Below are 8,462 nucleotides of genomic sequence, written 5' to 3'. Positions count from 1 at the left end.
AGAGATTCACCCAAAGCCCCCCCCCCCCGCCGGGGGGCGCCGCGGCGCCGGGGGGGGGCCCCGCGGGGGGGGGGGGGGGGAGGGGGCGCCCCCCCCCCCCCCCCGCCCGTGTGGGTTGCTTCAGCCGCCCGGCGACGCCGTGGCCCCCTGGGCGGCCTGGTAGGCCTCGACGGCGGCCTGCAGGTCGGCCAAGGCCTGCCCCTGGGCGGCGAAGTCACCGTTGCGCTGCGCGTTCTCCAGGGCCTGGAGCGCGGAGTTGATGTCGGTGACCGCCTGCTCGAGCGCCGGGACGTCGCCCGTGCCGCCGCCGTCGGGAGCCGGCTGCGCGGGCGTGGTCGGCTCCGCCGGGGTCGTCGGCTGTGTGGGGGTCGTCGGCTCCGCCGGCGTCCCGTCGCTGTCGGTGGCCGACTCCCCCGCCCCGGCGCCGAACACCTGGTCGAGCGCCTCGGCCAGCGTGTTGGCGTAACCGACCCGGTCGCCGTAGTTGACCAGGACCTTCTGCAGCAGCGGGAAGGAGTTCTCGCCCGTGCCCTCCACGTACAACGGCTCGACGTAGAGCAGGCCGTTCCCGCCGATCGGCAGGGTGAGCAGGTTGCCGAACACCGCCCGCGACTCCTGGCTGTTGAACAGCGTGAGGTCCGGGCGCACCTGGTTGTTGGTGATGAACGACTGCTGCACCTGCTGCGGTCCGCGGAACGGCGTGTTGCCCGGCAGCCGCAGCACCTGGATCTCGCCGTAGGTCTCCGGGTCGCTGGACGCGGAGATGAACGACGAGAGGTTCTCGCGGCGGAAGGCGTTGAGCGCGCTGGTCAGCTGGAAGCTGGCCTGCTCGTCCCCGGGCCGCTGCGCCAGGATGTAGTACGGCGGCTGCGCCTCCTGGGTGTCCTGTGTCGGGTCGGCCGGCACCTGCCAGCGGTCGTTCTGGTTGTAGAAGTCGACCGGGTCGCTGACGTGGTAGCGGGTCAGGATGTCGCGCTGCAGCTTGAAGAGGTCCTCCGGGTAGCGGATGTGCCCGACCAGCTCGTCGGACATCTGCTCGCGCGGCTCGATCACCCCGGGGAACGACTTCATGAAGGTCTCGAGGACCGGGTCCTCCTGGTCCCACTCGTAGAGGGTCACCGTGCCGTCGTAGGCGTCCACGGTGGCCTTCACCGAGTTGCGGATGTAGTTGAACTGCTCGTTCGGCAGAGCCGTCGTCCCGGTGCCGGTGAGGGCGTCGGACGCGGCCTCCCCGAGCTCCATCGACTCCGAGTACGGGTAGGAGTCCGACGTCGTGTAGCCGTCGAGGATCCAGGTGACCCGGCCGTCGATGACCGCGGGGTACGGGTCGCCGTCCACGTCGAGGAACGGCGCGGCCTTCTCCACGCGGTCCCGCGGGTCACGCACGTAGAGGACCCGCGAGGCGTCGTTGACCGCGCTGGAGAGCAGGAAGTTGCGCTCCCGGTAGTGGATCGCGAACGTCAGCTGCCGGAAGAAGCTGCCGATCGCGACGCCGCCCTCGCCGTCGTAGGTGTTGTTGATCTGCCCCTCGTCGGAGCCGTCCTCGGGCTGGTCGAACTCGCGCGGCGTGGACCCCTCGGGGGCGCCCACGACCGAGTAGTCGTCGATCAGCTCGCCGTAGTAGATCCGCGGCTGCTCGACGTCGATGTTGCCGACCGTGGGCAGGTCGCGGGTGGTGAAGTTCGGCTCGCCGCCCTCCTGGCCGGCCACCACCTCGTTGGCCGGGGCCGCGACGAAGCCGTTGCCGTGGGTGTAGACGGTGTGCCGGTTGATCCAGGTGTCCTGGTTCTCCGACAGGCCCTGGCTGTCCAGCTCGCGGACGGCGACGACGTAGTCCCGCGTCTCGCCGTCGATCGTGTACCGGTCGATGTCCAGCTTCTCCGGGAAGCCGTACACGTTGCGGATCTGCTGGCGCGCGGTGAACGTGTCGGACAGGACGTTGGGGTCCAGCAGCCGGGCGTTGGGGATCGTCTCGGTGTCGTTGCGCAGCTCGGCCAGCGCCGCCTGGGTGTCGACCTCGTCGCCGGTGCTCTCCTGGGCGTAGTCGATGTACTCGACGTCGGCGAGGTCGTAGGCCTGCCGGGTCGAGGCGATGGCCCGCTCGATGTAGTCCGACTCCCGCTGGTCGGCGCTGGGCCGCACCACGAACTGCTGCACGATCGCCGGGTAGGCGACCCCGATGACGAGGCTGGACAGCAGCAGCAGCACCAGCGCGGCGGCCGGCAGCCGGAAGTTGCGGACGACGATGTTGGCGAAGAACGCGATCGCGCAGACGGCCGCGGCGAACACCAGGATCGTCTTGGCCGGCAGCAGCGCGTTGACGTCGGTGTAGCTGGCACCGCTGAACAGCTCGCCGCGGTCGGAGTACACCAGCCCGTAGCGGTCCAGCCAGTAGGCCACCGCCTTGAGGGCGACGAAGAGCCCGAGCAGGACCGACAGGTGCACCATCGCGGCCGAGGTGAGCTTCTGCCCCGGCGTCTGCAGGCGCAGCCCGCCGAACACGTAGTGGGTCAGCAGTGCCCCGATCAGCGACAGCAGCACGATCGCGAAGCCGAAGCCCAGCAGCAGCCGGTAGAAGGGGTAGTCGAAGACGAAGAAGGAGATGTCGAGACCGAACTGCGGGTCGGTCTGACCGAAGTCGGTGGCGTTCCGGTAGGTCAGCCACGTCTCCCAGTTGCTCTGGGCGGTGAACCCGGCGAACAGGCCGAGGACGACGGCGACGGCGCTGAGCACCAGCGTGCGGCGCGGCTCCAGTGACTGGCGGTAGCGCTCGAGGTTCTGCTGTTCCAGCGACATCGGCCGGAACGTGGGCCGGAAGCGGTAGGCGAGGTAGATCGACAGCGCCGTGAGGCCACCGGTGGCCACCCCGGCGATGGCGAAGAGCAGGGCACGCGTCTGCAGCTCGGTCCAGAAGACCTCGGTGTAGCCGGTCTCGTCGAACCAGAGGTAGTCGACGTAGACGTTGGTGAGTGTCCCGATGGCCGTGAACAGCACCAGCAGCACGGCGATGGCCCCGATGACCACCTTCGCGCGCCGCGAGAGCGTCGGCACGGACACGGGGGGCCGCATGGCCACGAGCGGTCTCCTTCAGTTGCGGCCGTGGCGGGCAGCCACGGAGTTGCCGGCCGCGGGCGGCCGGCCCGACCGGACCTCCGGCGTGGGTCCGGTCAACCCAGACCAACGCGCGGGACCGCGCCGGGTTCCCCGATCACCCGCTCCGGTCGACAGCTTCCCCCACGGCCGAGGCGGAGTGGGGCCGGGGCGTCCTCAGCAGGGTTCCGGCGTCCGGCCGGCGCGGAAGTCGGCGAGCGCGTCCAAGGCGTCCTCGAGCGTGGCTACGCGGGCCGTGGTGAGCCCCGGCTGCGGTGCGGCCAGGGCATCGGCGCAGTTGTCGGCCGGCACCAGGAACAGCTCGGCCCCGACGTCCACGGCGGCGACCATCTTCAGCTGGATGCCGCCGATCGGGCCCACGTTCCCCTCGGCGTCGATCGTCCCGCTGCCGGCCACCTTCGCGCCGCCGGTGAGATCGGTGTCGCCGACCAGGTCCAGGATGCCCAGGCTCAGCATCAGTCCCGCCGACGGGCCGCCGACGTCGGCCACCCGGATGTCCACGTCGAACGGCGCCGAGGGGTGCTCGCGGATGAGCACCCCCAGCAGCGAGCCCCCGCCGTCCTCGGCCGCGCGGGTGGTCACCGTCGCGGTCCCGGGCTCGCCGAGGCGGGTGTACCCGACGGTGACCGCCGACCCCCCGGGGATGGCGGCCAGCACCTCCTCCAGGGCCGCCGCGTCGGGGGTGGGGCGGCCGTCGACGCTGTCGATCGCGTCGCCCTCCTCCAGCAGCCCGTCGGACGGCGAGTCCTCCGACAACCCCCGCACGACCACCTTCACCGGGTAACCGAGCTGCCCCAGCGCCGCGGCCTCGGCGGCCTCCTCGGAGCTGAGGAAGGCCTGCCGGTTGGCCTCCCGCGTCTCCTCCTCGGTACGCCCGGCCGGGTACACCGACTCCTCCGGGACGACGCTCACCTCGTCGTCGAACCAGCCCTGCACCGCCTCGACCAGGCTGAGTCCGGCCCGGCTGACCCCGACCGTGGTCAGCGTCAGCTGTCCCTCGACGTCGTTGCGCTCCCGTCCCTGGATCTCGATCACCGGCTCCCCGTCGATGTCGCCCAGCGTGTCGAACGTCGGCCCGGGCACCTGTGCGACGTAGGGCACCGGAACGGCGGCGCCCAGCACGCCGAAGACCACCAGCAGCACGACACCGACGCTGAGGACGGCCATCCGACGGGTCACGACCGGCCAGCTTATGTGCCGCGGCCGGACGCGGCCGCCGCCTCGGTGGTTCCCGGTTCCGCCACCGGCGGACGACGACCCGGCAGGAAGATCACGCGTCTACCGTGGGGGCATGAGCGATCTCCCGTTCGGCTTCGGCGTCCCCGACCGCGACCCCGAGCGCCGCGGCGAGTCCGGATCCGGCGGCGGCAACGACCCGTTCGGTACCGGACCGGGTGGCGGCAACGACCCGTTCGGCTTCGGTGCCCTGTTCGGCGGCGGCGCGGGCGCGGGCGTCGGCACTCCGGAGGAGCTGCTCGCCAAGATGCCGCTGTTCGCCGAGCTGCAGAAGCTGATGAGCTGGTCGGGCGGCCCGGTGAACTGGGACCTCGCCCGGCAGGGCGCGATCAGCTCGCTGGCCGCGGGGTCGCAGCCGACGTCCGAGGCCGAGCGCACCGCCGTCGTCGACGCGCTGCGGCTGGCCGACCTGTGGCTGGACCAGGTCACGGAGCTGCCCTCGGGGGTGGAGCGGCCGCTGGCGTGGTCCCGGGTCGAGTGGGTGGAGCAGACCCTGCCCGCGTGGAGCAGCCTGATCGACCCGCTCGCCGAGCGCGTCGTGGCCGCCATGACCAGCGCGCTGCCGGCCGAGGCCGCCGCCATGGCCGGGCCGCTCGGCGGCCTCATGGGCCGCATGGGCGGGGTGCTCTTCGGCGCCCAGGTGGGACAGGCGCTGGGCCGGCTGTCGGGCGAGGTGCTGACCAGCACCGAGGTCGGGCTGCCCCTGGCGCCGGCCGGGGCCGGGGTCCTGCTCCCCCAGAACGTCACCGAGTTCGCGAGCGGCCTCGACCGCCCGCTCGACGAGGTGCGTCTCTTCCTCGCCCTGCGCGAGGCCGCCTCGCAGCGGCTGTTCACGCACGTGCCGTGGCTGCGCCAGCAACTGCACGACGCGGTCCACGCCTACGCGCGGGGCATCACCGTCGACCGGGAGGCCATCGAGCGCGGCGTCACCGAGGCGATGGGCTCGATGGGCGGCATAGACCCGACCGACCCGGAGAAGATCCAGGAGCTGCTCGGCAGCGGCCTGCTCGAGCCCGAGGAGACCCCGGAGCAGCAGATGGCGCTGCGCCGGCTGGAGACCCTGCTGGCCCTGGTGGAGGGGTGGGTGGACGCCGTCGTCGCGGAGGCGGCCGGCGAGCGGCTGCCCGGCCACGGGGCGCTGGCCGAGACGATGCGCCGCCGCCGGGCCTCCGGTGGCCCCGCCGAGCAGACCTTCGCCACCCTGGTCGGTCTGCAGCTGCGCCCGCGCCGGCTGCGCGACGCGGCGACGGTCTGGGGCGCCATGGCCCAGCGGTACGGCAGCGCCGAACGGGACCGGCTGTGGTCCCACCCCGACCTGCTGCCCACGTCCGACGACCTCGACGAGCCGCTGGACTTCGTGGCCCGCCAGGGGGCGGACGACGAGCTGCGCGCGCTCACCGCGGACGACGCCGAGGACCGCGACGACCCCGAGGGCGGTCCGCGGAGCTGAGGCCGGGGCGCCTCGGCTGCGGGGCGCTCAGTCGACCGGGTCGCCGTCGCCGGTCGGCGGCGTCTCGCCACCGGCGTGCGCCACCTCGACGCCCTCGAGGAAGCCGCGGGCCCGCTCGGCCCGCGGGTAGCGGGCGACGAGCGCCCAGAACCGCGCGTCGTGGCTCGGCTCGATGAGGTGCGCGAGCTCGTGCACCAGCACGTAGTCCACGACGTACTCCGGCATCGTCCGCAGCCGGCTGGACAGCCGGATCGTGCGGTCGGCCGGCGTGCAGGACCCCCAGCGCCGCTGCTGGTTGTCGACCCAGCGGACGCTGGCCGGTTGCGGCCCACCGTCGAAGTGCGCCTCCGACAGCGCGCGGGCCCGGGTCATGAGCTCGTCGTCCCCACCCAGGGAGCGGCGGCGCCGCTCCTCACGGGTCTGCAGCTTGGCGACCATCTGGGCCACCCAGCGCCGCTCCTCCGCCGGGCTGAAGGCCGCCGGGATGAGCACCACCGTGCGGCCGGACTCCCGGTAGGCGGTCACCGTCCGGCGACGTCGGGCGCTGCGCCGGACCTCGACGCCCTCCGGCAGCACCGTCGCCGACCCCGCACCGTCCGCGGGGACGGCGCGGGCAGCCCGACGGCCCTCCCGCGGTGCAGCGGCGAGGACGGGGCTGCGCGGGGCGTCGGGGGTCGTTCCGGGCACGCAGGAACCGTAGTTCCCCCCGGCGCGGGTCCGCGCCAGGGACCCGCCCCCACACGGGGCTTTGTCGCACGGACGGTGGACACGACGGCGCCCGTCCCGGGGACGCTCCTCATCCGGCTCCCGTCCACACCCCGGGGAACGGTGTCCGTGCAGCTCGACGGGTACGTCGGGCCGGTCGTCCGAGGGAGGGGACCGCTCCCGTCCCCGGCCTGCACACAGCGACACGCCGCGACGTCCCCACGCGCTCCACAGGTCTGTCCACAGGCTGTGGGTCGACGGTGGGCCCGCGTCTCCCCGTCGGGCCGGGACGGCGGCCCGTGCCGGGTAGCGTTCCCGGGCAAGGGCGCCCGAGACGGGTGCCCAGAGGTCCGGACGACGAGGAGGCACCGTGGCGGAGAGCTACAACGGCTACTGCGTGAAGTGCAAGGAGAAGCGCGACTTCGACGGCGAGGTCAAGGTGAGCGAGTCCGGCCGCCGCATGGCGCAGGGCACCTGCCCCGTGTGCGGCACCAAGATGAACCGGATCCTCGGCAAGGCCTGAGTTCCCCGGCCCCGGACGGCGGCGTCCCGCACTGCGGGCGCCGCCGTCGTCGTCCCCGACCTGTGGACGACGCCGGCGGGCCGGCCGCCGCCGCTGGCACGCTGCCCGGGTGAGTGAGACCGCGCACCCGCTGCTCCCGCCCACCGTCCCCCTGCTGCGGTCGACCACGGCCACCGGCGACGTCGCGGTGCGGGTGGGCGGGGTCGACACGACCGACGGGTTGCTCGTGAGCCCCGGCACCGGTCTCACCTCACTGCTGCGCGGGCTCGACGGGCGCCGGGCCCAGCGCACCGTGGTCGCCGAGGCCGCGCACGCCGGTCACGACCCGACGGCCGTGACCGCCCTGCTCGACGGCCTGCGTGCCGCCGGTCTGCTGGTCGACCTGGACGCGGCCGACCTGCTGGCCGCCGCCGCGGGGCCGGCCGCCGCCGCCCGCACGCGGGTGGAGCTGCCCGCCGCGACCGGGGCGGGTCCACCGGCGGGGTCCTCCTGGCGTGACCGCCGGACGGCGACGGTGGTGGTCGAGGGCGCCACCCGGGTGGGCGTGCCCCTCGCCGGCCTCCTGGCCGCCAGCGGCGTGGGTCGGGTCAGCGTCAGCGACACCGGTCTGGTCTCCGCCGGGGAGGCCGTCGTCGGTGGCCTCGACGCAGCCGACGAGGGCCGTCCCCGGGTCCTCGCGGCGGCCGACGCGGTGCGGCGGGCCAGCCCGCAGGCCGACCTCCGCCCCCTACCGGCCGGCGTCACCCCCGACCTCGTCGTGCTCACCGGACCGTGGGCCGCCTCCGACCCGGCTACCACGGACCTGCAGGCCCGCGGCGTCGCCCACCTGGTCGCCACCGTCCGCGGCGAGACGGGTGTGGTGGGGCCGCTGGTCGTCCCCGGCGCGAGCAGCTGCCTGCGCTGCGCGGACCTGCACCGCAGGGACGCCGACCCGCGCTGGCCCGCCCTGGCCGCACAGCTGACCGCGGGCAGCGCGGTACCCGGCGGTGCCACGCTCACCTGCCTGACGACGGCGGTGGTCGCGACCGTGCAGGTGCTCGCCTACCTCGACGGCGGCGGTGCACCCGTGACCCTGGGGGCGACCCTGGAGCTGCGCCTCCCCGACCTCCTCCCCCGCACCCGCCGCTGGCCGGCCCACCCGGAGTGCGGCTGCGTCGCGGTCGCCGGAACGCCGGCGAGGTGACATCGAGTCGCCTCCGACGGCGCTGCGCCTGCCGCTCGGGGGACAATGGCGGCAGAGTGCGCCCTGCGCCCCCGCATCCGGGGCAGCCGTGACCGCGGCCGACGAGCGCCAGCGAGGAGGACACGTGACCGAGCGTGCGAGGTCACGCGGGCGCACGGCACCGCCGGTTCCGCGACCGACGAGCGCCAGCGAGGAGCGCGGCGGAACCGAGCGTGCGAGGTCACGCGGGCGCACGGCACCGCCGGTTCCGCGAC

The 8,462-nt window shown here is 74.2% G+C and carries 6 protein-coding genes; 3 read left to right on the top strand and 3 right to left on the bottom strand.

Translation table 11 applies throughout. The features are described from left to right. Positions 1–120: 120 nt before the first annotated feature. Together ACI78V_RS22520 and ACI78V_RS22515 are read right to left on the bottom strand one after the other, a co-directional pair. On the bottom strand, positions 121–3,069 hold the full coding sequence (locus ACI78V_RS22520; RefSeq protein ID WP_456854949.1) for a UPF0182 family membrane protein: 2,949 nt from the start codon (positions 3,067–3,069) through the stop codon (positions 121–123). Between the two features lie 198 nt (positions 3,070–3,267). Continuing rightward, complete coding sequence (locus ACI78V_RS22515) at positions 3,268–4,290, bottom strand: YlbL family protein (RefSeq protein ID WP_456854947.1); 1,023 nt, start codon at positions 4,288–4,290, stop codon at positions 3,268–3,270. A gap of 112 nt (positions 4,291–4,402) precedes the next feature. On the opposite strand from ACI78V_RS22515, the gene ACI78V_RS22510 reads away from it, so the two are divergent. Continuing rightward, positions 4,403–5,797: a zinc-dependent metalloprotease gene (locus ACI78V_RS22510; protein ID WP_456854945.1), complete on the top strand. Its 1,395-nt coding sequence runs from the start codon at positions 4,403–4,405 to the stop codon at positions 5,795–5,797. Positions 5,798–5,824: 27 nt separating this feature from the next. On the opposite strand, the gene ACI78V_RS22505 is transcribed toward ACI78V_RS22510, so the two are convergent. Next, positions 5,825–6,484, bottom strand: a complete 660-nt coding sequence (locus ACI78V_RS22505; protein WP_456854943.1) for a M48 metallopeptidase family protein — start codon at positions 6,482–6,484, stop codon at positions 5,825–5,827. Between the two features lie 388 nt (positions 6,485–6,872). Between ACI78V_RS22505 and ACI78V_RS22500 the strand changes: the two genes are divergently transcribed. Continuing rightward, on the top strand, positions 6,873–7,025 hold the full coding sequence (locus tag ACI78V_RS22500) for a DUF5679 domain-containing protein (protein ID WP_012950213.1): 153 nt from the start codon (positions 6,873–6,875) through the stop codon (positions 7,023–7,025). Between the two features lie 109 nt (positions 7,026–7,134). Further along, on the top strand, positions 7,135–8,208 hold the full coding sequence (locus ACI78V_RS22495; protein WP_456854941.1) for a ThiF family adenylyltransferase: 1,074 nt from the start codon (positions 7,135–7,137) through the stop codon (positions 8,206–8,208). Positions 8,209–8,462 lie beyond the last annotated feature (254 nt).

The sequence above is a fragment of the Geodermatophilus sp. SYSU D00742 genome (genome assembly GCF_054049935.1).
The sequence above is the reverse complement of the archived record's forward strand: the minus strand, read 5'-3'. Positions and strand labels throughout refer to the sequence as shown.